Raw genomic sequence first — 24,844 nt, 5'->3', positions numbered from 1 at the left:
CTCAAGCCGGTATGAGAATTCAGTCGGCGATCGCTTCGCTCGCCTCCGCCTCCACTGCTGCCTCTTTGACCCAGAGATCGCCGAACAGCTCGTCCTGCTCGAGCGTGACTCTCCCTCGGTGGGCCAGAAAGAGCAGCGCGAGGTAGGTCATCACGCGCGTGCCGCCGACCTCGTCGATCTCGGCGTACAGCACCTCGTCGCGGCCTTGCTCGTAGTGGTCCTCGAGTTCGGTCTCGACGTCGTCGATGACCGCCTCGATGTCCTCCTCGTGGGTCGTGTGGGTCACGTCGTCGCTGGTCGGCTCGTCGTCGACCCGGAAGTCGTCGCCGGAGTGGTAGTTCAGCTCCTGCACGCCGCGGTCGTACCCTTTGGGCGAGTCGCTCGTGTCGTAACTTCGGGACTCCTTCCACCAGGTGTCGCGTTCGGCGGTCCGAAGCTCGCGGACCAGTTCGTCCAGCGTCTCCGGCTTCCCGCGGGCGTGCTTGCGCTCGAGGCGGCGTTCCATCTCTTCCTCGAGGTTCTCGACGGGGTCGAACCCCGGCGGATACTCCCGCTCGTCGTCGCCCTTTGGATCCATCGGCCCGTCGTCGGCGAAGGGGGCTTCCCACGGCGGGAGCTCCTCCTCCTCGGGCTCGTCGGTGGCGAACAGCTCGTCGCTTTTCATCCGCAGGAGGACGCTCGCGTAGAACAGCGCCCGTCCGGAGGTTCGGAGGTCGACCTCGTCGATCGCCTCGAGGAACTTGTCGGTAACTGCGACGATGTCGATGTCCCACGGGTCGATTTCGCCGTCCTTCGCGAGTTGGACGAGCAGTTCGACGGGCTCGACCGTCTCCTCATCTTCGTCGTCCTCGGCCGTCTCCGTGGCCGTCTCGGCGTCAGTGAACTCGAGGACGGAACCGTCGGCCCCGGCCGGCGGGCTCTCGTCGTCGGAATCGCCGTCCGTGCTCGAGTCCGCGTCCCCGGGGCGCTCGCGGTCCTCGTGGCCCGCGATGTCGAGGGGAATCTCGTCCCCTCCATCAGTATAAAATTCGTCGTGGTCAGTCACTGACCGGCACCTCCTCCCCGCTCCCGTCGCCGCCGTCGCTCAGATCGATCCCGGTCACTGCGCTCACGTTATCCTGTTGCATCGTCACGCCGATCGCCCGCTCGGAGCGGTCGAGCATCGCCGACCGGTGGGAGACGACGACGAACTGGGCCTCGTCGGAGAGTTCGTCGACCATCTCGCCGATCCGCTCGGCGTTGACGGCGTCGAGGAAGGCGTCGACCTCGTCGAGCGCGTAGAACGGGGCCGGGTTGTGCCGCTGGATCGCGAAGATAAAGGCGAGCGCGGTCAGCGACTTCTCGCCGCCGGACATCGCGTCCAGCCGCTGAATCGGCTTGTCGCCCGGCTGTGCCTTCATCGTCAGTCCCCCGTCGAACGGATCCTCCTCGTTCTCGAGGTGCAGCGTCCCCGTCCCCTCCGAGAGCTTCTCGAAAATCTCGGTGAAGTGCGCGGCGATCGCATCGTAGGCGTCCATGAACGTCTGCTTCTTCTGGGTCTCGTACTGCTCGATCCGCTCGCGGATGCCGTCCGCCTCCTCGACCAGCGTCGCCCGCCCCTCTTCGAGGGTCTCGAGATCGCTCTTGACCTCGTCGTACTCGTCGATCGCGAGCATGTTCACCGGCTCCATCGCCTCCATGTCGGCTTGGAGGAGGTCGATCATCTCGAGGACGGTGTCGTGATCCGGCACGTCCTCGGGATCGTAGTCGCCGACCTCGGACTCGAGGGATTCGATCTCCCACTCGAGGCTGCTCGCGCGCTCGCCGGCGTCCTCGAGTTTGCTCTCGACGGCGTTGACCCGATCCTGTTGCTGGTCGCGTTTCGTCCGGGCCTCCGACAGCTCCTCTTTGAGGTCGCTGCGCTCGGCTTTCAGTTCCGTGAGCTCCTCCTCTAACTCCTCGACGGCCGCTCGCTTCTCCTCGAGTTCCTCGCGCTTCCCGGCGATTTCCTCCTCGTAGTCGTCGATCCGATCTTCGTGTTCGGCCGTCCGATTTTGCGCGGCCTCGATGTCGTCGTGGAGGTCCTCGATGGCGTCCTCGGCGTACTCCTTCTCGAGGCTCAACTCGTTGAGTTCGTTGTCGAGTTCCTGGATGCGGTCCTCGCGCTCGTCGATCTCGACCTCGAGCGCCTCGATCTGGTCGGTGAGTTTGGGGATCTTCGAGTCCGCGAGTTCGGTCTCGAGCTCCGCGATATCGGCCTCGAGTTCCTCGACCGTCGCCGTCTTCGCGCCGATCTCCTCGGAGATCTCGTTCATCCGTTCGTCAACGGACTCGCGCTCCTCGCGGAGCTCCTCGAGGTCCGACTCGAGGTCCTCGATTGCCGTCTCGATCGCCTCGCGGCTCTCGTCGAGCCCCTCGAGTTCGGACTCGATCGACCGCACCTCGTCGGCCGCGTCGCTCTTGCGGTCGCGGGCGTCGTCGAGTCGCTCCTCGACGCCGCGGGATTCCTCGCGGAGGGACTCGCGTTCCTCCTGGAGCGCCGTGATCTGTTTCGCGACCCGCTCGAGTTGGCCCTCGCCGCCGCCGGTGAAGGAATAGCGCGAGCCGCCGCCGGAGCCGCCGGTCATCGCGCCGCTCTTCTCGACCAGGTCGCCGTCGAGGGTGACCATCCGATAGTCGCCCATGTACGAGCGGGCGGTTTCGATGTCCTCGACGACCAGCGTGTCACCGAGGACGTAGGAGAAGACGCCCGAGTACTCGGCATCGAAATCGACGAGGTTGTACGCGAAGTCGACGATCCCCGGATCGCTCGGCGCGTTGGGGAGCCGACGCTGGCTCATGTCCGTCAGCGGCAGGAAGGTCGCTCTCCCCGCGTTTCGGGACTTGAGGTGCTCGATACACTGTTGGCCGATGACGTCGTCGTCGACGATCACGTTCGCGAGCCGACCGCCGGCGGCGGTCTCGCAGGCGACCGCGTACTCGCCGGGGACGGTCCCCAGCTGGGCGACCGCGCCGTGAACGCCGTCGATCCCCGAGTTGAGGATCGTCGTCACCGCGCGACCGAACGAGGAGTCGCCGCTCTCGCCCGCGTTGGCCTCGAGTTCGGCGTACTCCTGTTGTTTGGCCTGGATCTCGTCGTCAAGCTCGTCGATATCGGATTGCAGCCGCCGTTTCTCGCTTTTCAGGTCGTCAACGACCTCGGCGATGTTCGCGCGATTCCGCTTCGCCTTCTCGAGTTCCCGCTCGAGGTCGCTGCGCTCGCTCTCGATCTCGGGAAGCTCCTCGCGTTTCGCCTCGATCGTCGTTTCCTTTTCACTGATCGCGTTCGAGCGTCGCCGAGCCTCGTCGAGCAGGCGGTCCTGTTCGCGCTGGAGGTCGTTCTTCTCAGTCTTGGCTGCTTCCAGCTCGTCCTTGCGCTCGGCGAGGTCGGCTTTGAGTTCGTCGAACTCGGTGTCGACGGCGTCGATTTCGGCCTCGAGTTCGTCGCGCTCTCGCTCGCGTTCCTGAATCTCGCTCGTGATCGAGGCCTTCTCGAGTTTGTGCTCGCGCATCTCGTCGGCGAGGTCGTCGATCGTCTCCTGCTTGCGGTCGATCTGGACGAACGCCTCGCGGCGCTTGGACTCGGCCTCCTCGATCGCCTCCTCGCTGGCCTCGATCTTGTCTTCGAACCGCGAGATGTCGCCTTTGATCTCCTCGATCTCGCTTTTGATCCGGAGCTGTTCGTCCTCGCCCTTGCGCTCGATTTCGGCGTTTAAGTCCTCGAGGTCTTCCTGCAGGCGGACGACCGTTCCCTCGCGCTCGTCGAGTTCGCGCTGGAGCTCTCGAAGCTCGTCTGCGAGGTCGTCGACCTCGCTCTCGACCGATTCGAGTTCGGCGCGTTTCTCCTCGAGTTCGCTGGCTTTCTTGTAGCCCTCGTACTCCTCTTTCTCGCGGCGGAGCCGGCGGTAGCGCATGGCTTCCCGGCGCTCGTCCGCGAGCTGGTCGATCCGATCTCGTTTCTCCTCGATGCGGAGTTCGGCTTCGTCGATCCGTTCCTGAACGGTCTCGAGTTCACCGAACGCGTCCTCCTTCTTCGCGTCGAACTCCGCGACGCCCGCGATCTCGTCGATGATCTCCCGGCGGGCGTGGGGTGTCATGTTGATGATCTCGGTGACGTCGCCCTGCATGACGACGTTGTACCCCTCCGGGGTGATGCCGGCCTGGGCGAGCAGATCCTGGATGTCCGAGAGGTTGACCGAGCGGTCGTTGAGATAGTAGTAGGAGTAGTAGTTGTCCTCGGTCTCCTTCACCCGGCGACGGATGCAAATCTCGTCGACGTCGCCGATGTCCTCGCTGCCCGCGGCGTTGACGACCTGCGAGCGCTCGAGGGTGTCCTCCGAGTTGTCGAGGATGACCTCGACGGTCGCCTCGCGAGGGCCGCTCGAGGCGTCGTCACCTTCGTGACCGGGGTTGTAGATGAGGTCGGTCAGTTTCTCGGCGCGAATCCCGCGGGTACGGGCCAGTCCGAGCGCGAAGAGGACAGCGTCGATGATGTTCGACTTGCCGGAGCCGTTCGGGCCCGTAACGACCGTGAAGTCCTCGTAGAACGGGATCTTCGTCTTTCTGCCGAAACTCTTGAAATCGTCGAGGACGATCGCCTTGATATACATTCTTATTGCGCGACCTCCACACCGCCAGCAGCCGGAAGAAGGGGAATCGGCACGTCCGCGACCCCCCTTCCGCGGCGGTATCTGCAGTTATGCAACGATAATGTCGTCGCTACCTGAGTCTTCCGCTTCGTCACCGGTTTCTTCCGCATTCCCGCCCTCGGCGTCCGCGGCCGCCTCGGCGACCTCGTCGGGTTCGGCTTCGGGCGTTTCGTCTTCCGCCGCCGCCGTCGTCTCCGCGTTCTCACTGCGGCGTTCGGGCACACGCGTCGGCGTGTCGGCGTCTAGTTCGGCCTCGAGGACGCGGATTCGCTCTTTCGCCTCGATGAGTTCGTCCGTCAGTCCTTCTACCGTCGACTCGAGTTCCGCAACCGTCGATTCGAGCGTCTCGACGCGGTTGTTCGACATATCAACTAGGCGGCCGTCCGGCCACATAAACGTACGTCAGACGACTATAATTTATTTTACAGCTCTCGGAGGGGCACGTTTGCGCTGGTCACAAATTCGTGGATGGGCTACCCGCTGACCGGGGTAACCGTAACGGTTGGGAGAGAGCGTCGCGGCCGCTGTGGACTGAGGCGGGTCGTGGGTCGGGAAACGGATAGCGGGCGCCGATGATCGCTAAGGACTGCCGTGAGCAGTGAATTCACTGCGTGGAATCCTCAGTTGCGGGAAGCGTAAACGAGAACGTCGCTCCCTCACCGGGGTCGGAGTCGACCCAGATCTCGCCGCCGTGGCGTTCGATGATCCGTTGACACAGCGCGAGGCCGATCCCGGTGCCGGAATACTCCTCCCGACTGTGGAGCCGCTGGAAGACCTCGAACACGCGGTCCTGGTCGTCGGGATCGATCCCGATCCCCTCGTCGCTGACCGAGATCACCCACTCTCGCCCCCGGCGTTCGGCGTCGACGGAAATCCGCGGCGACGAGTCGCCGCTGTACTCGAGTGCGTTACTCAGCAGATTCTGGATTACCTGGCGCAACTGGCTGGCGTCCCCTTCGACGCGGGGGAGGGTGTCGGTCTCGAGCTCGGCGTCCGTCTCCTCGATCTGAAGCCGTAGATCCGCGAGCACGCTCTCGAGGACCGAATCGAGGTCGACGGGCTCGAGCGGATCACCTTGCGTCTCGACTCGAGAGTACGCCAGTAGACCCTCGATCATGTCGCGCATCCGGTCAGCCCCGTCGACGGCGAACTGGAGGAACTCCTCGCCGTCCTCGTCGAGCGCGTCGGCGTAGCGGCTCTCGATCAGCTGGAGATAGCTCGAGACCATCCGTAACGGCTCCTGCAGGTCGTGAGAGGCCGCGTAGGCGAACTGCTCCAAGCGCTTGTTGGATTCCTCGAGTCGGTCGACCGTCTCCTCGAGCTTGCGCTGGTACTCCTTCCGCTCGGTGATGTCGTAGGCCATCGACACGCCGGCGAAGACGTCTCCCCGGGTGTCGGTGATCGGGACCGTATAGATCACCCACTCCCGGCCGGCGTACTCGAGTTCGACCGATCGCTCTTCGCCCTCGAGTGCGGCCTGAAGCGCCGGTCTGAGTGCATCGCTCGTTTCAGTAGGCCAGACGTCGTCGAACTGTTCTCCCTCGGCGTCCGCCGGATCCACGGGTATCTTGTCGAAACCCTGTCCCGCGACCAGCGTGTACGTGAGGTCGTGGTCGAAAAGGGTAACGACGCCGTTCGGGAAGTGCTCCGCGAGGGTGCGGTAGCGCTGCTCGGACTCCTCGAGTTCGCGTTCGCGCTTCTTTCGCTCCGTGATGTCGCGGTCCGAGACGAAGATCGACACGACGTCGCCCTCGTCGTTCGTGACGGGCCTGAAGACGCCGCTGAGCGTGTACCACTCGCCGTTCGGTCGCGTGAGATCGGTCTCGAAGTTGACGTACTCGCCGGCCGCCGCGCGTTCGGTCCACTCTCTGACGTCGCGCTGGACCTGATCGCCTTCGTCCCACCACGGCGTCTCCCACATCGGTTCGCCGATCACGTCCTCGAGGTCGGCGTCGATGTACTCCATCGCCGTCCCGTTGATATCCAGTACCGTCCCGTCGGGTTCGAGCAGGCCGACGAGAATGTTCGGATCCTCGAAGATCGCTTCGAAGCGCCGCTCCGTTTGCTCGAGTTCGCGCTCGCGCTCCCGGCGCTCGGTGACGTCGCGGAAATACACCGATATTCCGGTCTCGGAGGGGTAGAGGTTCGCCTCGACCCGGAAGTCGAGCGTGTCGTAGTAGAGTTCGTAGCTGGTCGGTTCCTGCGTTTCCAGCGCCGTGTGGAAGGCGTCCCAGACCTCGTCGAGATCGCGGAGATCGGGAAACACCTCCCAGAGCTGTTCGCCGAGCAGTTCCTCCTCGGAGTGCTGGAGGAGTTCCGCAGCGCGCTCGTTGACGTGGGTGAACCGAAACTCGTCGTCGACCGCGTAGAAGGCGTCCGAGATCCGTCCGAGAATGCGCTGGAGTTCGCTCTCGAGTTCCTGTTCGCGCTCCCAGCGATCCGTCATATCGCGAGTCACCTTCAGATAGCCCTGGAGGGTGCCGTCGTCGTCGCGAATCGGTGTGATCGTGACGTTCGCCCAGAATCGCTTCCCGTCGCTGCGAACGCGCCAGCCTTCGTCCTCGACGGAACCGTTCTCGAGCGCTATCTCGAGGTTCCGTTCCGGAACGTTCGCCGCTCGATCCGCCTCGGTGTAAAACGTCGAGAAGTGTTCGCCGATGATCTCCTCGTGGTCGTAGCCCTTGAGGTTCCGCGCACCCCTGTTCCAAGTGAGGACGTGACCGTCCGCGTCTAGCCGGAAGATCGCGTACTCTTCGACGGCGTCGACCAGGGACTGAAACGCTTCCTTATTCTCCTGTAAATCCGCTTCCGATTGCTTCTGATCGGTGATATCGTAGTAGAATTCGACCCGGCCGCCGGCGAACTCCCCCGATTCGATCGGTTTGCTCTGGTATCTGAGCCAGCGCTCCTCGCGGTTGCCCCCGTCACCGGTGACCCGACACTCGAATCGATCGACGTAGCGACCGTCGTCGTACGCCGAGAGAACGGTTGCTGCGAACGAATCTGGCTCGGCGAACCTGTATTTGAGGGCGTCGGCGACGACTGCACGACTGCGCTGCCCGATGAGGGCCGTGGGATCGAGATCGAAGTAGCGGTCGATGGTCTCGTCGGCCCACGCGATCTCGCCGTCCTCGTCGGTGACGCAGACGCCGATGTCGGCTTTGTCGAGGATGCTCGTGATAGAATCGTACGATTCCACTGCCGACGTAAGCGTCTCCTGTCGGCGTTGTTCCTCGGAGCGGTCGCGAGCGACACCGATGGTGCCCCGGAGCTCGCCGTCCGCGACCAGAAGATTGACCCGGAGTTCGTAGGGGATCTCGTCGCCGCCGGCAGTTCGGACGGTGATATCGAACGTGGCGATACCGTCGTCCTCGTCGCTCGCGTCGATTCCGCTTGCAATACCGCGTTCGATACGGTCGATATCGGCATCGGTGAGCACGAGCGAAACGTGTTCGCCGATGAGTTCGTCGCGCGTATAGCCGGTTGCCTCGACGATAACGTCGTTGACCGCAACGAAGTGTCCGTCGGTATCGAGCTGGTAGATGCCGTCGTCGATCGTGTTGACGAGCGTCTGATATCGGTGGAGCGCAACGTCGTCGTCGGCATCCCCCCAGAATGCCCCGTCGTCTGCGCCCGCTCGAGTACTCATGCTTTCCCGATAAGCACTGAGCAAGAAAAAACCCCTCGTCGCTCTGGGGCGCTTTATACACACCATAGTCGCACCGTCGCTCTGTCACTGAGTGTCACTACCGACCCTCTCGCGACCATCCCGGTGCGACAGCACATCGATTCGAAGCGCCGTCGTGATTCGTGGATCGGTTGAGTTCGAGCTGACAGCTGCGTTGTTAACATGTACACATTCGCCTATTTGCATTGGTAGTGTGTATCATACGTATGCCGCAACAGGCAGTGAACGGTGTCTACTAGCTATGACAAGTGGATTAATCGCAGGTACGGAGTCGGACGGTATCGACAGACGAACGCTACTGAAAACGGTCGGTGGTTCGGCGCTCGCGGTCGCACTGGCCGGCTGTACGGAACTGCTCGAGGGCGAAGACGATCCGCTGGCGGACGCTGACGTCCCGGACGAGCCGATCGAGTCGGGTCTGCAGACGTTCACGGAGGGTGCACCGGCGGTTCTCGGCGTACAGGCCCGGTACGGCGCCGAAACCGCGGTTCGTCGGATCAACGAGAACGATGGGATTGCCGGCCGCGAGATGAATCTCGACGTCGTCGAGGAGGGCGGCGCTTACCTCGTCAACTACCAGCAATTCGTCGACGAGGGAAAAGACGTCACCTTCGGTCCGATCTCGAGCAGCGGCCACGCGGAGATGGTTCCAGAGATCGAGGAGCAGGAAGTTATCAACGTCTCGACCGACGGAACGGTGACGACGCTGTACGAGGAGGACTTCCCGGACGTGACCTACTCGTTCCGGTTCCAGAACCACGACGTGATGGAGGCGATCGCGGCCGTCAACCAGGCGGTCGAAGTCCTCGGCGCGGACGAAATCGACACTTACGCTGGAATCAATCCCGGCTATGCGTTCGGCCAGGACGAGATGGAGCTGTTCTCGCAAGGGATCGAACAGCTGACGGGTGCCGAACAGGTACACAGCGGGTTCCCAGACCTGGGGACCAACGACATGTCGACACACATCACCGAGATCAACAGTGAGGCACCCGACGTCCTCTTCTCGAGTTGCTGGGGCGGCGACGCGACGCTGTTGCTCGAGCAGGGCCACGCCAACGGGATGTTCGACAGTATCGAACTGCTGGTCGGCCCGGTCCTCTACGGCTCGGCTAACGATATGACCGAGGATCTCGTCGATGGGTCGATCTACTCGGGCTCGCGAAATTTCTACTGGGGCGAGCCGTCGACCGACCGGTGGAGCCCGGCCGCCGATCTAGTCGACGAGGTCCAGAGCGAGTACGGCGTCGTGCCGACGGCCCACTTCATGAGCGGCTACGGTGCGGTGACGGCGTGGGCGACGGCCGCCGAAAAGGCCGTCCGCCTCCTCGGCCGCTGGCCCGAGCAGGACGAACTCGCGACGATCCTCGAGAATCACGGATTCTTCACGCCGGCCGGCTACCACACGATTGGCGCGGACCATCAGGGCTACTCCAACGCTCACTTCGGCGAGTTGACCTGGTCGAACGAACACGATGCTGCGGCGCTCGCGGACGTGAACGTCTTCTCCGCCGAGTCGGTGTCGCCGCCGCCGGGAGAGAGCTCCACCGACTGGATCGGGAGCTGGTGAGTACCGTGCGAAACCGTATCCAGTAACTATGCTCGAACACGTACTCAACGGGCTCTACTACGGCTCTGTCCTGTTTATGATCGCGTCGGGAATGACGATAATCTTCGGCGTCCTGGGGATCCTCAACCTCGCACATGGTGAGCTGTACGCGCTGGGTGCATTCACCGCCTTCACCGTCGTCGGCTTCGCCGCGGGACAGGTCGCCTCCCCCACCGGACCCGTGACTGCAGTGATCTTCGGTCTGGTCGTCCTCGCCGGCTCGCTCGCGGCCGCCGCCGTCTTGTTGCCGGTCGGCGGTGCGCTCGAGGCGACGTTCATCAGACCGATCTACGACCGGGACGAGGTCTACCAGCTCCTGTTGACCTACGGACTACTGCTCGTCCTCACGGACGTGATGAAGCTGGGTTGGGGACCGTCGCCGATCGACGTCGGCGTCTACAGCGGCATCAACGAGATTCCAACGACGGAGCTCGTCGGCGTCAGCTACCCCTCGTACAATATCCTCGTCATTCTGGTCGGCGTCGCGGTGTTCGCCTGGCTCGTCTGGTTCTTCGATCGCACGAAGACCGGCCGCATCGTGCGAGCGACCGCCATCGATCGGGAGATGTCGACGGCCATCGGGGTCAGCACGGACCGCATGTTCACCCTCGTGTTTGCCATCGGTGCGTTCTTCGCCGGCTTCGGCGGTGCGATGGTCAGCATCGGTCCGGGGTCGGCGTCTCTCGGCATGGGACTCGACTGGCTGGTACTGTCGTTCGTCGTGATCGTCATCGGCGGGCTCGGTAGCTTGAAGGGCGCGTTCGTCGGCGCGCTGCTCGTCGGTATCTCCAGCCGGGTCGCGACGGCGTACTATTCACCGCTCGAGTTGGCAGCACCGTTCCTCCTGATGGTCCTCGTCTTGCTCGTCAGGCCCGAGGGCCTCTACGGGACGTGGGGTGAGATCGAATGAGTCGCTTCCTCGTCGAGCGCGACGGCGAAACCCACGTTCGGCTGCTAGAGGGGATGGAACTGACCAAGGGCCAGACGGTCCTCGCGGTCGTCGGTCTCGTCGTCCTCTTCCTCGTGCCCGATATCACGCGGTTTACTGGGCTCTCGTTTACCGCGATCCACCGCGGAATTCTGTTCGGGCTCGCCGCGGTCGGGCTGAATCTACTCCTGCGCCACACCGAACTCGTCTCGTTCGGTCACGCGGCGTTCTTCGGCGTCGGGGCCTACGGAGCCGCCGTGTTGGCGTCTCACTTCGATGTCTCGAGCGGCCTCCTGTTGCTGCTCGGGGGCGTCCTCGCGGCGACGACGATCTCGGTGCTGATCGGCTACTTCGTTGCCGGCTACCTCGACATCTACTTCGCGTTGCTGACGCTCGCGTTCAACCAGGTCCTGTACGCGTTCGTCCTGCAGAGCGGCTACTTCAACTACAGCGATGGGCTCAGCGTCCGCCCCGACGGGCTGAACCCGCCAACGCTGTTCGGCCTCGAGTGGACGTCGACGGGATACGATCTGATCCTGTACTACTTCACAGTCGTCGTGCTCGTCGTCTCGTTGCTGGTGATGTGGAAACTGATCAATTCGCCGTTCGGGAGAGCACTGGACGCTATCGGTCAGAACCGGACGCGGGCCAGGTTCGTCGGGATTCCCGTCGAGAAGTACGTCTGGGTCGCATTCGTAATCTCGGGTATCTACGGCGGACTCGCCGGGGGGCTGTTCGCGCTCCTGCAGTTGCACGTCAGCCCGGATCCGACTCTGTATGCGTTCGTGTCGGGGGAAATTCTGTTCATGGCGATCCTTGGCGGGTTCGGAACGCTCGTCGGGCCCGTCATCGGTGGTGTCGTCCTCGTTTACATGCTGATTCAGGCACCGTTCTACGTGGAGTACTACAACGCCCTGACAGGGCTAACGTTGCTCGCGGTCGTGCTCTTCCTTCCCGAGGGAATCCTGGGATCGATCCCGAAGATCGGGACCGGATTGGCGCGACGACGTCGCGATCCCGGCCTGCTTCGAAAGGACGTTACGACGCTCGGTTCGTCGCTTCGCCGGAGCGTGACTCGCGCCGTAACCACCGTTCGAATCATCGTTTTCGGGGTCAACTAACATGCTCGAAGCACGAAATCTTCGCAAGGAATTCGGAGAACTGCGCGCCACGGACGACGTTTCGCTGACGTTCGGCGAGACCGCCGGCGAGATGGTGTTCATCGTCGGTCCAAACGGGGCCGGCAAGACGACGCTCATCAATCTGCTGACCGGACTGCTTGAGCCCGATCAGGGTTCGGTCGTCGTCCACAGGCGAGAGAACGGCGCTGCCGTCGAAGAGGACATTACGGAGATGGCTCCCGAGGACCGCGTCACGGAGGGACTCGTCAGGAGCTTCCAGATCGTCCACATCTTCGAGGAGATGACCGTCCGCGAGAACGTCCGCATTGCGGTCCTCTCCCGTCACGGCAAGACACTGAGCATGCGGACCGTCGACGACAGCCACGAAGAGGTCGAACGCGAGATCGACGACCTCCTCGCACAGTTCCGACTCGCGGACGTCCAACACGAGGTCGCCGAGACGCTACCTCATGGCGACCGGAAACTGCTCGACGTGGCGATGTCGTTCGGACTCGACCCGACGTACCTGCTGCTCGATGAGCCGACGGCCGGCGTCGCTACTCGCGAGAAGGAGTACGTAATCGAGACGATCGTCGAGGCCGGCGAGGCCGACGACGTGACGACGGTGACGATCGAACACGACATGGACCTCGTCAAGGAGTACGCGGATCGTCTCGTGGTCCTCCACGAGGGAGCGGTCTTTCGGGAAGGTGACCCCTCTCTGCTCGAGACCGACTCGGAACTCAGACGGGTCCTCCTGGGGGTGGACGAATGAGCACACTCGGCCCCGGGTCCGACGCCGGCGATAGTGCGTCGGGTCCGCTGCTCGAGGTATCGGACCTCTCGGCGACGGTCGAGGGGTTCGAGGTCACCCGCGGGGTTGATCTCGAGGTCAACGAGGGCGAGGCTGTCGCCCTCGTCGGCCGTAACGGTGCCGGCAAGACGTCGACGTTCCGGTCGATCATGGGGCTCACGCCGGTTACGAACGGCTCGATTCGGCTAAACGGCGAAGAACTGCTCGAGATGCGGCCCGAACTGATCCCCAAGCGGGGGGTCGGCTACCAACCGGAGAACCGAGACCTCTTCACCGGAATGACCGTCGAAGAGAACTTCCGACTCCCGATATGGACCGCCGGCGCGGCACGCGGGATCGAAGATGAGGACGCCATGGTCGAGGATATTTTCGATCTCTTCGACGAACTCGAGGACCGCCGCCACGCCGAAGTGCAGAACCTGAGCGGCGGCCAGGGGAAGATGACCGCGATCGGGCGGGCGCTCGCGCTCAAGCCGGATCTACTCATCCTCGACGAACCGCTCGAGGGGCTGGCTCCGGTGGTCGTCGAGAACGTCAAGTCCTACATTCGCGAGATTATCGATAGGGACATTTCGGTGTTGATCGCCGAGTCGAACGCGAGTCACGTCCCGGAGATTGTCGACCGGATGTACGTGATCGAACGCGGCGAGATCGTCGACAGCGGCGATCCCGCGGAACTCTCGTCGGACGAGGAAATCCAGATGCTCATGCAGGGCGGCGGCGAGTAATCGGTCCCGTCGACCGCGACTTCTTTTATCGAACATCGGCCGGCGTCTGAGACGCCAGCCGCATTCCCGCGGAGACACGTTCCCAGAGATCGGCGGTTTTCGATAGCGTAAGAGAGAGAGAGAGAGAGAGAGAGAGAGCTTCGCTCTCACAGATGTCGCTGAAAAGGGCCGTAGTCGCGCGGTTTCACCTCGCTCTGGTGGAGAACGGCTCGCTGCGCTTGCGGAGACGTACTTGGTAGCAGTCGTTCCGTTCATGGGGTGAGCAGCCGCGTACGAAATGCGGCCGAAGAAGAGGAGTATCGACCGCCGATTCGTCGTTCTACCCGCCGATCTCAGAGTTGGTCGTCATCCTCCATTCGATCGATCGCCCCCAGTGCCGCCTGAAGGACCTTTCGCTCGCTCCGGCGCAGATTCATCGAAACAGCCGTCTTCGAGATATCGAAGTGGTCCGCGAGTTCGTCGAGCGTCGTCGCCCGTGGCGTCTCGTAGTAGCCGTTCCGAGACGCGACCTCGAACGTTTCGCGTTCGGTTTCGGTCAGCGACCGACAGCCTTCGAGAAGTTGCGTCGCGCTCTCCGAGTTTTCGAGGAGATCGAACAACGTCGACGGGCCGAACTGATCGCGGTTCTCGACGCTGTAATCGTTGTGTCGCTCGAGTTCCGCTAAGGTCCGGTCCTCGTCTTCGTCCGCATCGAAGCCGACGTGCCACCGTTCCCGCCCGTTCTCGATCTGGAACGGTCCGGTAATGTAACCGCCGTTTCGCTGGATCGTTTGCATCGCATTGGTCTCCTTTATTTTCGTGCCGATTTCGGCGACGTTGTCTCGCTTCGAGAGGATATAGCAGTTCGTCATATTCGGGTGCTCTCGGAGCGTCCGGAGCCCGTCGTCGAGCGCTCCCCGCGAATCCGCCTTGGCGATGAGCCGCGTCTCGAGTTTTGCGGCGTCGGTGTCGAGTTGCCACTGGACGGCTGAGAATGCGATGTCGATGTCGTCGGTTGTATCGATGAACGGACAGTCGTACTGCCGCATATCGATATCGAGGTCGATCATCGCTATGGTGAGATAGGTAGACATACAAGGTCTTAATAGTTGGTATTATACACACCAATCCGAAGCGTAATATCGGTGTTTCCCGATTGATTAGGTCGAAAATTGCTGGAATTTACCACGAATCGATCATTTCAGATCCTGTTTCGCAAACGGCTGTCCGAGACGTCGCCGTTAATATGTTAATAGCTCTCTTTTAGGTCGTTCTGTACTAGTATCTAGCCGTGTAGAATGTCACGGAATCAAGTTACTCCACCGACGATCTCGCGCGAGGAGATCTACCCGTTCCCCGACGAATCATTTACGGATCGAAACGTCTGTCTCGTGACGGGCGCGGCCTCCGGCATCGGACGGGCGACCGCACTGGCCGCCGCCGGCAACGGGCTCACCGTCGCGGCCACGGACATCGATGAGGACGGCCTCGCGGGAACGATCGACCGCGGACAGGAGCTCGATCTCGAAGGATCGATCGAGTCGATTTTTGGGGATCTCACGGACGACAACGACCTCGAGCGAATTGTCAATGAGGCCGCACGGCTGGGCGACATCAAGTACCTCGCGAACGTCGCGGGGATACAACGCATCGATTCGATCGACGAGTTTCGGATGGAAGCATACGATACGATGCATCGGATCATGCTCCGAGCACCGCTCTATCTCTCGAAGCTCTGCGTTCCGCACTTTCGAGAAACCGCGGACGGCGAGGGCTGCGTCGGTAACATGGCGTCGGTCCACGGCCACTACGTCACCAGTGACAAGGTCGCCTACAACGTCTCGAAGTTCGGCCTGCGCGGGCTCACCCAGTCGATCGCTGCGGAGGGTGAGGGGAAGATCCGCGGGTTCTCGATCAGCACTGGCTACGTGAAGACGCCGCTCGTGACGGCTCAACTCGAGGACACCGCCGAACAGCGTGGAATCAGCGTCGACGAGGTGATCGAGGACGTCATGCTCGGCCAGTCTCGAGTGAAAGAGATGATGGAACCGATCGACGTCGCCAATCTCTTCTTGCTGGGCTTTTCGGAACTGGGTCGACACCTCGATGGCGGCGACCTGTTGTTTGATGGGGGCATGACCCTTACCTACGAATAACAATGCCTGGAAACACCAGCCCGAGTCTCGAGGACATCGATGAGATCGCCCACGAACCGAGCCAGGAGTTCGTCGAATCGACCAACGTCGCCGAGTTCATGGCGACGTATGGGATCGACGACTACGAAGAGCTCATCGAACGGACGACGACGGACCTCGAGGGCGAACCCGAAAGCGGCGTCGACTGGTTCTGGGACGAACTGGTCGACTACCTCGGAATCGAGTTCTACGAGGAGTACGACGAAATCCGCGATAACAGCGAGGGGCCCCAGTTCACCGACTGGTATCCCGGCGGCGAACTCAACATCGCCCACAACGTCGTGGATCGCCACGCGGCCGTCGACGAGGAGCGCCGAAACAAGGTCGCCACCATCTGGGAGGGCGAGGACGGCGAGGTCCGGGAGGTGACCTACCACGAACTTCACCGGGGGACGAATCAGGTCGCGAACGCGCTCGAGGAGCGCGGCATCGAAACGGGCGACACCGTCGGACTCTACATGCCGATGGTGCCGGAGGTCGTCTCGATCCTCTACGGCTGTTTCAAGGTCGGTGCGGTCGCCGTTCCGATCTTCTCTGGCTTCGGCGTCGACGCGGCCGCCACCCGGATCGCGGACGCGGAGTGTTCCGTGCTCTTTACCGGCGACGGTTTCTACCGCCGCGGCGACCCGGTCTTCCTCAAGTCTGCCGCCGACGAGGCGATCGAAGAGGCCGGCCACGTCGAGGAGACGATCGTGTTCGATCGGCTCGGTTCCAGTACCACGACGAGCGAACACGAAATTCCGTGGAGCAATGACCGTGACGAGTGGTGGGACGACGCCATCGAGAGCCAGGACGACGAGTACGAGACGAAGTCACTCGACTCGAGCCAGGAGTCGCTGCTGCTGTACTCCTCGGGGACGACGGGCAAGCCGAAAGGAATTGTACACACGCACGCGGGCGTCCAGGTCCAGTGTCCGAAGGAGGTCTACTTCGGGATGGACCTCAAACCCGCGGACCGCTTCTTCTGGGTCTCAGACATCGGCTGGATGATGGGGCCGTGGTCCCTGATCGGCACCCACACCTTCGGCGGCACCGTCTTCATGTACGAGGGCGCGCCGGACCACCCCGAACCGGACCGCTTCTGGGAGATGATCGACCGCCACGAGCTCACCCAGTTCGGCATCTCGCCGACCGCGATCCGCGCGCTCCGCAAGCACGGGGACGAGCGGCTCGAGGGCCACGACCTCTCCAGCCTCCGGATTCTCGGCTCGACGGGCGAACCCTGGGACCCCGAGTCCTGGCACTGGTTCCACGAGAACGTCGGCGGCGGCGACTCTCCGATCATCAACATCTCCGGGGGGACCGAGATCTGCGGCTGCTTCCTGATGCCGATGCCGACGGAACCGCTGAAACCCTGTACGCTCGGCGGCCCGGGACTAGGCATGGACATCGACATCGTCGACCGCGAGGGGAACTCGGTCAGGGAGAACAACGAGCGCGGCTACCTCGTCGCCCGTGATTCCTGTCCGTCGATGACCAAGTCGCTCTGGTCGGGCGACGAGCGCTACCTCGAGGAGTACTGGTCGACGTTCGAGGACCCGCCGATGTGGGACCACGGCGACTGGGCCCAGAAGGACGAAGACGGCTTCTGGTTCCTCCACGGCCGCGCCGACGACGCCCTCAACGTCGCCGGTCGCAAGGTCGGCCCGGCGGAGGTCGAAGGCGCACTCATCGACCACGAGGCGGTCAATCAGGCCGCCGCCATCGGCGCGCCCGACGACACCACCGGCACCGCCGTCGTCGCCTACGTCATCCTCGAGGCTGGATTCGAGGAGAGCGACGACCTCCGGGAGGAACTGCGCGCGCAGGTCGGCGACGAGTTAGGGAAACCGTTCCGCCCGCGCGAGGTGCTGTTCGTCGACGAGTTCCCCAAGACCCAGTCAGGCAAGATCATTCGACGGGCCATTCAGGCGGCTTATACTGGAGAGGATCTCGGCGACATGAGCAGCATCGAGAACCCCGAGGCGCTCGAGGAACTCGAGGACGCGCGGTAGTCAGCACGGATCGTACGGATTCGTCGCCGTCTCGACTCACGACCGCCGTCGGCTCATTTCCTCTCGCTCGTCGGTTGGACCGATTCACGCGCGTATTATCCAGACTGAGCAACCAGCGTGCGGTGGCGCGCGCTGTGTCGCGGCGAGCGAAAGCGAGACGCGACCCAACACTGCGCGAGGGATGAGTGAGCGCAGCGAACGAATCGGCTGGGGAGGGCGTGGCGATTCCGTGTCGCCGCGATAGCAGACTACTTTGTTCTTCTCAGTCGCTCTCGAACCCACCGGTCAATTCACTCTATCCATAACGAGCGCTCCGCACAACGGATCGCATAGTTCGCAGCTATCATCGAACCCTCACGACTCCGTCCCGTTACGTTTTACCCCCACGGGCCCGAATCGCCTCCAATGACTGCCCAGACCGTCCAGCAGGGCGACCTCGTGACCGTCATCGGGCTCGAGGTCCACGTCCAGCTGGAGACCGACACGAAGATCTTCTGTGGCTGTTCGACCGAGCCGAGCGACGAGCCCAACGATAACGTCTGCCCGGTCTGTCTCGGCCTGCCGGGGGCACTGCCAGTGCTCAACGAAGCCGCTGTCGAGGCCGCCGTCAAGATCGGGAAGGCGATCGACGCCGAGATCCCCGAAGAGACCCGGTTCCACCGGAAGAACTACTACTACCCCGACCTGCCCAAGAACTTCCAGATCACGCAGTACGACGAGCCGATCTGTCAGGACGGCGAACTCGAGGTCTCCGTCGAGGGCCAGCGACGCACCGTCGCGATCGAGCGCGCACACTTGGAGGAGGATCCGGGCAGCCTCCAGCACGTCGGCGGCGGTGGCGGCATCGATTCGGCCGAGTACACCCTCGTCGACTACAACCGCGCGGGGACGCCGCTGATGGAGATCGTCACGGCACCCGACTTCCGCAGTCCCAGCGAGGTGCGAGCGTTCCTCGCCGAACTCGAGGAGGTCCTCGAGTACCTAGGCGTCTTCGACGCCGAACGCGACGGCAGCCTGCGGATCGACGCCAACCTCTCGATTATCCCCGAGGAAGCGATCGAGGGCGACGACACCGACGAGATCGGAATCGACGCGCTCGAGGCGGCTAATCGAACGGAGGTCAAGAATATCTCGAGCCACAAGGGCGCGGAGAAGGCCTTGGCCTACGAGGAGACCCGACAGAAGAACGCCATCCAGCGCGGTCGCGCGGTCGAACAGGAGACCCGCCACTGGGACGAGAGTCGCGGGATCACGGTCTCGATGCGCTCGAAAGAGGAGGAGAAGGACTACCGCTACTTCGAGGAGGCGGACCTGCCGCCGCTGCGCGTCTCCGACTGGAAGGACGAACTCGCGATCCCGGAACTCCCCTCCGCCCGCCGCGAACGGTTCCAGGCGGAGTACGGGCTGAGCGAGGAAGCGGCCTCCAAACTGACCTCGACGAAACAGGTCGCGGACTTCTACGAGGACGTCGCGGGCGAGTTCGACCCTGACCTCGCCGCCACGTGGGTCGCGGACAACCTGCTGGGCGAACTCAACTACCGCGACATCGAGATCACCGAAATCGAGGGCCGCCTCGAGGAGGTCAAACGGCTCGTCGAACTCCTCGCCGAGGACGAGATTACGGCGAAAAACGCCCGCGAGACCGTCCTGCGGTCGATGCTCGACGACGGTCGGACGCCCGACGAGGTCGTCAAAGAGGAAGGGCTGGGCAAGACCGGCGAGGACGAAGTCCAGCAGGCCGTCGTCGAGGCAATCGACGAGAACCCCGACGCCGTCGACGACTACGAGTCGGGCGACGACGGCGCGATCAACTTCCTCGTGGGACAGGTCATGCAGAAGACCGGCGGCAGCGCCGATCCGGGCGACGTGAATCAGTTGCTTCGGGCCGAACTCGAGGGCTAATCGGCACGTTCGGTCGTCTCGACCTATTTCAGTCTCGGTTTTCTCGTTCGGTCGTTTCTCCGCTTTTCGTTTCGGTTGTTCGATCGCTCGTCTCGAGCGAGGATCGCGATTTCAGTGTAAGCGAGCCTCCTACTCCGGCTTTTATCAGTACTTACCGATTCCGTGCCGATCACGGGTCGGTCGACGAGAGGACGGTCAGCGCGCATTTATTCGGCGATTGTGAGGGGGTACTATCACCCAGTTTCCCTCTGTATCGACAATCATACACACGCGTATAATTCTCAAGCCCCTTGTTAACTACCCTCATCTTTATTAGTGGCGAATCAAAATGGGAGAGTGAGAATCGGTAACTCAGTGATATACAATGGCTAACGAAAATAACAATAATATCAAATCGGGAAGGACTGGAAGGTTTTCCGTGGGGCGCCGAACGTTCCTGGGGGCTGCGGGCGCCGGTGCCGTGACGACCACCCTCGCAGGATGTATCGGTGGCGGCGGCAGCGACGGGATCACGATCGGTCACCTCGCTCCGATGACGAATACCCAGGGGATCGGGTCCGACCGAAGCGGCAAGCTAGCCGCCGAAGAAATCAACGACGACGACGGCGGAATTATGGACGAGGAAGTCGAGGTCGTCACCGAAAACACTCGAGGGGATCCCTCGACGGCCCAGGACGGTGCGTCGCGACTGATCAATCAGGAGAACGTCGACATGATCGTCGGGACCTTCTCGAGCGAGGTCTCGCTCAATATCATGGATATGATCTCCGAGAACGACGTTCCGTACATCGTGACCGGATCAGCGTCGCCAGCGATCATCGAAAACTCGATCGGCTCGGACTACGAGGCGAACAAGAACATCTTCCGGTCCGGTCCGATCAACTCCAACTTCCAGGCCGAGGCGATGGGTGGCTACGCCGATTACCTCAACGACCGTCACGGATGGGACACGTTCGCGTACCTCGGTGACGACGCGGCCTGGACGGATCCGTTCACGGAGAACCTGCCGGGGGAGCTGGAATCACGCGGATACGATGTCGTCCACGAGGCGGAGCTATCGACCGAGATCGACGATTTCAGCACGGTGATGAGCACGCTCGACGACGAGGACCCCGACGCAGTCTTCCGGTTCTTCGCCCACATTATCGGGACGGACATGCTCGGGTCCTGGCATCAGAGCCAGGCCGATTTCGGCATCGAGGGAATCCACGTCGCGTCCATGACGCCGGACTTCTACGAACTCTCCGAGGGAGCCGCTACCTACGAGACGACCTCGCAGTCGGGCGCCGCCGGGACGACGGACATCACGGAGAAGACGCTCGACTTCGTCGACAACTACCAATCGTACACCGAGGACGACGACGATGCACCGGAGCTACCGATGTATATGGGGTTCAACACCTACGACGCGATCTACCTCTACAAGGAAGCCGTCGAGGAGGCCGGTACGGCCGACTACGAGAGCGACCTCGATGCCATCGTGGACGCGATGCTCGGGATGGACTACACGGGCACCGCCGGCCAGATCTCGTTCTACGGCGAGGGTGACGAATACCCACACGACGTGGTGGAAGAACGAAACGACGACGGCGTGATCACGAACTTCCCGATCACGCAGTGGCGACCCGAGGGCGGCCTCGAGTGTGTCTACCCCGAACAGTACCGTACTGCAGACCACATCGCACCGGACTGGATGAACTAGGCATGTGGGAGTCGCTCCTCTCGATACTGATTGCCGGGGCAATGATCAGCGCGCTCTACGCGCTGATCGCCATCGGGTTTACGATGATATTCGGGGTCGGCGGCGTGTTGAATCTCGCTCACGGCGCCTTGATCATGGCGGGTTCCTATCTGTTCATGACCCTCAGCCGCGACATCGTCTGGGAATCGGTCGTCTTGCCGAACATCGTCGTCTTTCCCCTCGCAGTCGGGGGTATCGCGTTGCTCTCGTACGGGCTGTACGTCGGTCTCGTCCGCTACGTCGAGGACAACCCCGTGATCACGTTCCTGGCGACGGTCGTCGTCGCGACCATGACGACGGAAATCGCGCTCGACCTCTTCGGCGATCAGCCGTACGCCTATACGGTAATCGACGGCCAGTTCGATCTCGTCGGCACGTCCGTCTCGTACAACGATCTGGCCGGGTTCGTCGTTTCGTGGATCGCGATCGGTCTGTTGTGGTACTACATTACGCAGACGGACGGCGGTCGATCCATCCTCGCCGCCTCGATGAGCGAACGCGGTGCACAGCTCACCGGCGTGGACCTCCGTTCGGTGCAGACTCGAACGTGGGTCGTCGCCGGTGCGCTCGCGGGCGTCGCGGGGATCTTCCTCGGCGGCGGTCAGTCCGCGATGCCGCTCATGTGGCTGAACCCTCTCGCACTGGCGTTCATCATCGTGGTGATCGGCGGCATCGGTTCGATCAAGGGATCGATCGTCGCCGCGTACCTGATCGGATACACCGAGACAATTACCGTCTCCGTACTGGGACAGAGCTTCCGCGGGATCCTCTCGCTGGTTATCCTCCTCGTCGTACTGTTCTTGCTCCCGCAAGGATTGTACGGGAGGGAATTCGTCCATGAGTGAAGAAACGCAGCGTTTCGGACGACTGCGAGGCACCGTTCGACAATCGATTCTCACCCCGAGCGGTCGGGCCGTCGCTCGCGTTCTCGCACCGATCGACCGAGCGCTACAACCCGGAGCGAACCTCTTCAATCGGTTCCTCGGAACCGCCTTCGGCGAGGTGACCGGGCTCCAGTTGGGCGCGCTCGTTACGGCGCTCGTGGCGCTCGGTACCGTTCCGATGTGGGCCCCGTTCCTGATCGGGAACTACATGCGGACCTTTACGATCGCCTGCATCTGGGCGATCTTCGCGATGGGATGGGACATTCAGAGCGGCTACACCGGCTACATTAGCTTCGGGCACTCGGTGCTGTCCGCCGCTGCCGGCTACACGACCGCGCTACTGGCCGTCAACGTGGGTCCGGAGCTGAGCTTCTGGATTACGATCCCGGTCTCGATCCTCGCAGCACTGCTGCTCGGGTTACTCATCGGGCTTCCCTCGCTCCGGCTGTCGGGTCCGTACTTCTCGCTCGTCACCTTCGTCTCCGTCCTCCTGTTCTACCGGTTGACGTTCGGGTTCAGTGGGGTCCTCGGCGGCGAAAACGGGTTTCAGGCGGTCGAGGTGTTCACGTGGAACTTCACCGAGCGATACTACCTCATGCTCGTCCCGATGCTGTTGATCGCAGTCGTACTGACGTACGTGGCCCGATCGAACATCGGGATGATACTCGTCGCGATTCGCGAGAACGAACATGCCGTGTCGGCGGCCGGGCTCAACCCGACCAAGTTCAAACTCTGGTCGTTCACGCTCAGTTCGATCACGATGGGGATCGGCGGCGTCTTGCTCGCCCACTTCGGCGGCAACGTCGACCCCGCAACGTTCGTCGTCGTCGACCGGAGCATCGAGATGATCGCGATGGCGGTCATCGGCGGCATGAGTTCCATCCTCGGCCCGATCGGTGGCGCGTTCCTCTTCGTCCTGTTGCGCGACGAGATACTGCGACTCTGGTTCGGCCACTCGACGCGATGGATCGTGCTCTGGCTACTCGTCCTCCTCGTGCTCGTCTTCGCTCGAGACGGCCTGTTCCGCTGGATCTGGCACGCTCTCGGCTCGGTGAGAGGTGATCGCGAATGAGCCTCCTCGAGGTCGACGGACTCACGAAGCAGTTCGGTGGACTCGTCGCCGTCGACGACTTCTCGCTTGAGGTCGAACCCGGTGAAATCGTCGGCCTGATCGGCCCGAACGGCTCGGGCAAGTCGACGGTGTTCAACTGTATCATGAGCATCTACGACGTTACCGACGGCTCGATTCGGTTCAACGGCGGCGACATCACCGACGATGCGACACACGAGGTCGTCAACAAGGGGCTCTCGCGAGTCTCCCAGGAATCGAACCCGATCGACTCGATGTCGGTCGCCGGTAACATCAAGCTGTTCACGCTCCCGAACAGCATCGTCTCGCTGCGCGGCGGTGCCAGCGAGAGGGAGATTTACGACTACGCCGCACGCATTGGTATCGAAGACGATCTCCAGGAGATGCCGGACGAACTGCCTCACGCGGACGTCCGCCGACTCGAGATCGCCAAGGCGCTGGCGACCGAGCCCGAGCTCCTGCTGCTCGACGAACCGTTCGCCGGGATGAACCAGGCCGAGATCACGGAACTGGCCGCCCAGATCGAACGCTTCCGCGAGGAAGGAATGACGATGGTCGTCGTCGACCACAACATGGGCGGCCTGATGGATCTCGTCGACCGGGTCGTCGTGCTGAACAACGGGACCAAAATCGCGGCGGGTTCTCCCGAGGAGATCGCCGAGAACGAAGCGGTCCAGAAGGCGTACCTCGCCGGGGAGGGAATACAATGACTGATCCACTACTCGAGGTCGAGGACCTCAACGTCTACTACGGCAAGTCACACGCACTGAAGGGCATCTCGCTGTCGATCAACGAAGGCGAAATCTACGGCGTGATCGGCCCGAACGGGGCCGGCAAGACGACCATGCTCAACGCCATCGCGGGCTTCGTCGAGTACGACGGCACCATCCACTACGACGGAACGGATCTCGCCACCGTGAAGCCCCAACAGATCGTCAGGGACGGCCTGATCTACTGTACCGAGGACCGGGACCTGTTCCCGTACTTCTCGGTCCACGAGAACCTGCTGATGGGTGCCCAGTTCCGGACCGATCGCGACGCGGTACAAGACGACCTCGAGATGGTCTACGACCTGTTCCCGCGACTGGACGAACGCCGCACGCAGGAGGCCGAGACCATGAGCGGCGGCGAACAGCAGATGCTCGCCGTCGGTCGGGCGCTGATGAGCGATCCCGACGTGTTGATGCTCGACGAACCGACGCTCGGGCTCGCACCGGTCATCATCCAGGACATCGGAGACGCGCTCGAGACGCTTCAGGCGGAAGCGGGACTGACGATCCTGCTCGCCGAGCAGAACTCGACGTTCGCGCTGACCCACGCGGACCGGCTCTCGCTGATCGAGACCGGCGAAATCGAGCTCTCGGGAACCCACGACGAGTTCCACGACAACGAGTACGTCCGCGAGGCATACGTCGGCGTCCACTGAGCACAACTCTCGGTTCCGGATTTCGATTGGCCGCTGTGAATGCTTGCCGGTTCCCTATCCGACACCGCGTCGGCTAGT

Annotated in this window: 18 protein-coding genes; 13 read left to right on the top strand and 5 right to left on the bottom strand. The window is 62.6% G+C overall.

Annotated features, from left to right (window positions below; translation table 11 throughout):
* Positions 1-19: 19 nt before the first annotated feature.
* The 4 genes from HYG81_RS36515 to HYG81_RS36500 all read right to left on the bottom strand — a co-directional run bounded on the left by HYG81_RS36515 (position 20) and on the right by HYG81_RS36500 (position 8,316).
* Positions 20-1,045 (bottom strand): segregation and condensation protein A, encoded by a 1,026-nt coding sequence (locus HYG81_RS36515; RefSeq protein ID WP_180841056.1) that lies wholly within the window; start codon positions 1,043-1,045, stop codon positions 20-22.
* Positions 1,038-4,628 carry a chromosome segregation protein SMC gene (smc, locus tag HYG81_RS36510; protein ID WP_180841055.1) on the bottom strand — a complete coding sequence of 1,197 codons (3,591 nt, stop codon included), beginning with the start codon at positions 4,626-4,628 and terminating at the stop codon, positions 1,038-1,040. Before smc ends, HYG81_RS36515 begins: the two co-directional genes overlap by 8 nt.
* Before the next feature lie 87 nt (positions 4,629-4,715).
* Positions 4,716-5,033, bottom strand: coding sequence for a DUF7518 family protein (locus HYG81_RS36505; RefSeq protein ID WP_180841054.1), 318 nt, complete (start codon positions 5,031-5,033; stop codon positions 4,716-4,718).
* A gap of 238 nt (positions 5,034-5,271) precedes the next feature.
* Positions 5,272-8,316, bottom strand: a complete 3,045-nt coding sequence (locus tag HYG81_RS36500) for a PAS domain-containing sensor histidine kinase (protein WP_180841053.1) — start codon at positions 8,314-8,316, stop codon at positions 5,272-5,274.
* A gap of 280 nt (positions 8,317-8,596) precedes the next feature.
* On the opposite strand from HYG81_RS36500, the gene HYG81_RS36495 reads away from it, so the two are divergent.
* From HYG81_RS36495 to HYG81_RS36475, 5 genes are read left to right on the top strand one after another with little or no spacing between them, the layout of a single operon-like run.
* On the top strand, positions 8,597-9,925 hold the full coding sequence (locus HYG81_RS36495) for an ABC transporter substrate-binding protein (RefSeq protein WP_180841052.1): 1,329 nt from the start codon (positions 8,597-8,599) through the stop codon (positions 9,923-9,925).
* A 28-nt stretch (positions 9,926-9,953) separates the two neighbouring features.
* The gene (locus tag HYG81_RS36490; protein WP_180841051.1) at positions 9,954-10,874 is read left to right on the top strand and encodes a branched-chain amino acid ABC transporter permease; all 921 of its coding nucleotides are present in this window, start codon (positions 9,954-9,956) and stop codon (positions 10,872-10,874) included.
* Positions 10,871-12,013: a branched-chain amino acid ABC transporter permease gene (locus HYG81_RS36485; RefSeq protein ID WP_180841050.1), complete on the top strand. Its 1,143-nt coding sequence runs from the start codon at positions 10,871-10,873 to the stop codon at positions 12,011-12,013. The genes HYG81_RS36490 and HYG81_RS36485 overlap by 4 nt, the downstream gene beginning before the upstream one ends.
* Before the next feature lies 1 nt (position 12,014).
* Positions 12,015-12,788, top strand: a complete 774-nt coding sequence (locus HYG81_RS36480) for an ABC transporter ATP-binding protein (protein ID WP_180841049.1) — start codon at positions 12,015-12,017, stop codon at positions 12,786-12,788.
* Positions 12,785-13,555 (top strand): ABC transporter ATP-binding protein, encoded by a 771-nt coding sequence (locus HYG81_RS36475; RefSeq protein WP_180841048.1) that lies wholly within the window; start codon positions 12,785-12,787, stop codon positions 13,553-13,555. Before HYG81_RS36480 ends, HYG81_RS36475 begins: the two co-directional genes overlap by 4 nt.
* Positions 13,556-13,887: 332 nt before the next feature.
* On the opposite strand, the gene HYG81_RS36470 is transcribed toward HYG81_RS36475, so the two are convergent.
* Positions 13,888-14,604 (bottom strand): helix-turn-helix domain-containing protein, encoded by a 717-nt coding sequence (locus HYG81_RS36470; protein ID WP_180841047.1) that lies wholly within the window; start codon positions 14,602-14,604, stop codon positions 13,888-13,890.
* A 228-nt stretch (positions 14,605-14,832) separates the two neighbouring features.
* Between HYG81_RS36470 and HYG81_RS36465 the strand changes: the two genes are divergently transcribed.
* From HYG81_RS36465 to HYG81_RS36430, 8 genes are all read left to right on the top strand, one after another.
* Positions 14,833-15,690, top strand: coding sequence for an SDR family NAD(P)-dependent oxidoreductase (locus tag HYG81_RS36465; protein ID WP_180841046.1), 858 nt, complete (start codon positions 14,833-14,835; stop codon positions 15,688-15,690).
* 2 nt (positions 15,691-15,692) lie between these two features.
* Entirely contained in the window at positions 15,693-17,723 is a 2,031-nt protein-coding gene (locus tag HYG81_RS36460) for an AMP-binding protein (protein ID WP_180841045.1), read from the top strand.
* A 405-nt stretch (positions 17,724-18,128) separates the two neighbouring features.
* Complete coding sequence (gatB, locus tag HYG81_RS36455) at positions 18,129-19,625, top strand: Asp-tRNA(Asn)/Glu-tRNA(Gln) amidotransferase subunit GatB (RefSeq protein WP_180841044.1); 1,497 nt, start codon at positions 18,129-18,131, stop codon at positions 19,623-19,625.
* 364 nt (positions 19,626-19,989) lie between these two features.
* The gene (locus HYG81_RS36450; protein ID WP_180841043.1) at positions 19,990-21,327 is read left to right on the top strand and encodes an ABC transporter substrate-binding protein; all 1,338 of its coding nucleotides are present in this window, start codon (positions 19,990-19,992) and stop codon (positions 21,325-21,327) included.
* A gap of 2 nt (positions 21,328-21,329) precedes the next feature.
* A complete protein-coding gene (locus HYG81_RS36445; RefSeq protein WP_180841042.1) occupies positions 21,330-22,211 on the top strand; it encodes a branched-chain amino acid ABC transporter permease in 882 nt (293 codons plus the stop codon).
* Positions 22,204-23,322, top strand: a complete 1,119-nt coding sequence (locus tag HYG81_RS36440) for a branched-chain amino acid ABC transporter permease (RefSeq protein ID WP_180841041.1) — start codon at positions 22,204-22,206, stop codon at positions 23,320-23,322. Before HYG81_RS36445 ends, HYG81_RS36440 begins: the two co-directional genes overlap by 8 nt.
* Complete coding sequence (locus tag HYG81_RS36435; protein ID WP_180841040.1) at positions 23,319-24,050, top strand: ABC transporter ATP-binding protein; 732 nt, start codon at positions 23,319-23,321, stop codon at positions 24,048-24,050. Before HYG81_RS36440 ends, HYG81_RS36435 begins: the two co-directional genes overlap by 4 nt.
* Positions 24,047-24,766: an ABC transporter ATP-binding protein gene (locus HYG81_RS36430; RefSeq protein WP_180841039.1), complete on the top strand. Its 720-nt coding sequence runs from the start codon at positions 24,047-24,049 to the stop codon at positions 24,764-24,766. Before HYG81_RS36435 ends, HYG81_RS36430 begins: the two co-directional genes overlap by 4 nt.
* Positions 24,767-24,844: the final 78 nt, after the last annotated feature.

The organism is Natrinema zhouii, from assembly GCF_013456555.2.
GTDB classification, from domain to species: domain Archaea; phylum Halobacteriota; class Halobacteria; order Halobacteriales; family Natrialbaceae; genus Natrinema; species Natrinema zhouii.
This window is presented reverse-complemented; position numbering and strand designations above follow the sequence as displayed.